Origin of the sequence: Streptomyces naganishii JCM 4654 (assembly GCF_014650575.1) — a bacterium.
GTDB classification, from domain to species: Bacteria; Actinomycetota; Actinomycetes; order Streptomycetales; family Streptomycetaceae; genus Streptomyces; species Streptomyces naganishii.
Genome location: NZ_BMVF01000060.1, coordinates 1 through 1,393 on the forward strand (window position 1 = coordinate 1; position 1,393 = coordinate 1,393).

Here is a 1,393-nt window from a genome sequence, read left to right on the forward strand (position 1 = left end):
CTTCGCCTACGACGACGAGGAGACCTGCATCGCCGAGGTGCGCTACCTCCTCTCCCTCCTCCCGCAGAACAACCGCGAGCACCCGCCCCGGGTGGAGACCGCCGACCCCGTCGACCGCCGCTCCGACGTCCTGCTGGACCTCGTCCCGGCGGACGGCAACCGGCCCTACGACATGGCCAAGGTCATCGAGGAGATCGTCGATGACGGCGAGTACCTCGAGGTCCACGAGCGCTGGGCGCGGAACATCATCTGCGCGCTGGCCCGCCTGGACGGCCAGGTCGTCGGCCTCATCGCCAACCAGCCGCAGGTGCTGGCCGGCGTCCTCGACATCGAGGCCAGCGAGAAGGCCGCCCGCTTCGTGCAGATGTGCGACGCCTTCAACATCCCGATCGTCACTCTCCTGGACGTACCCGGCTTCCTGCCCGGCGTCGACCAGGAGCACGGTGGAATCATCCGGCACGGCGCGAAGCTGCTGTACGCCTACTGCAACGCCACCGTGCCGAGGATCTCGCTGATCCTGCGCAAGGCGTACGGAGGTGCCTACATCGTGATGGACTCCCAGTCGATCGGCGCCGACCTGACGTACGCCTGGCCCACCAACGAGATCGCCGTGATGGGCGCCGAGGGCGCGGCCGGCGTCATCTTCCGCCGGCAGATCGCCGGGGCCGAGGACCCCGAGGCCATGCGGCAGAAGATGGTCAAGGAGTACAAGGCCGAGCTGATGCACCCCTACTACGCCGCCGAGCGCGGCCTGGTGGACGACGTCATCGACCCGGCCGACACCCGCGAGGTCCTGGTCCGGGGTCTGGCGATGCTGAGCACCAAGCACGCCGACCTGCCCTCCCGCAAGCACGGCAACCCCCCGCAGTAACGGCCACCGGCCGCCGTAACCCGGCGGACGCACCGCGGCAACCCCGCGGACCACTCAGCCACGGAGACTGACACTCATGGACACGCCTGACATCCGCGTCGAGAAGGGCCACGCCGAGCCCGAGGAGGTCGCCGCCATCACGGCCCTCCTGCTGGCCCGCGCGGCCGCCCGCCCCGCCGAGACCACCCCGGCCCACCGCGGCCGCGCCCGGGCGGGCTGGCGCCGCCTGGAGCGCGAGAACGGTTTCTGCGCCCCGCACAGCTGGCACTAAGCACAGGAACATCACGAAGGGCCCCTCCCGGAAGAGAGGGGCCCTTCGACGTGCGTGCGTACACCCAGGGGCGCGGGAACCGCGGGCAGGCGCGGGGAACCTCGGGCATGGGGAACCGCGCGGCACACCACGGGCTCCCGGACGGCCGACGACCGTCCGGGAGCAGCCGGTGCGCGTCCTACCGGAGCCGCGCCATGAGGGCGTGCTCGACCAGCGTGATCAGCGCCGACTTGGCGTCGGCGCGGTGCCGG

Annotated in this window: 2 protein-coding genes and 1 pseudogene; 2 read left to right on the forward strand and 1 reads right to left on the reverse strand. The window is 71.4% G+C overall.

Annotation, left to right across the window (positions count from 1 at the left end; all coding sequences use genetic code 11):
- Both IE217_RS34330 and IE217_RS34335 read left to right on the forward strand, forming a co-directional pair.
- Positions 1 to 871: acyl-CoA carboxylase subunit beta (locus tag IE217_RS34330; protein ID WP_308432811.1), on the forward strand; the 871-nt coding region annotated here is incomplete at its 5' end.
- Positions 872 to 947: 76 nt separating this feature from the next.
- Positions 948 to 1,142, forward strand: a complete 195-nt coding sequence (locus IE217_RS34335; RefSeq protein WP_190181877.1) for an acyl-CoA carboxylase epsilon subunit — start codon at positions 948 to 950, stop codon at positions 1,140 to 1,142.
- Between the two features lie 178 nt (positions 1,143 to 1,320).
- Here the strand turns inward: IE217_RS34335 and IE217_RS34340 are convergent.
- Positions 1,321 to 1,393 (reverse strand): annotated as a pseudogene (locus IE217_RS34340) (ATP-binding protein); the annotation flags it as partial.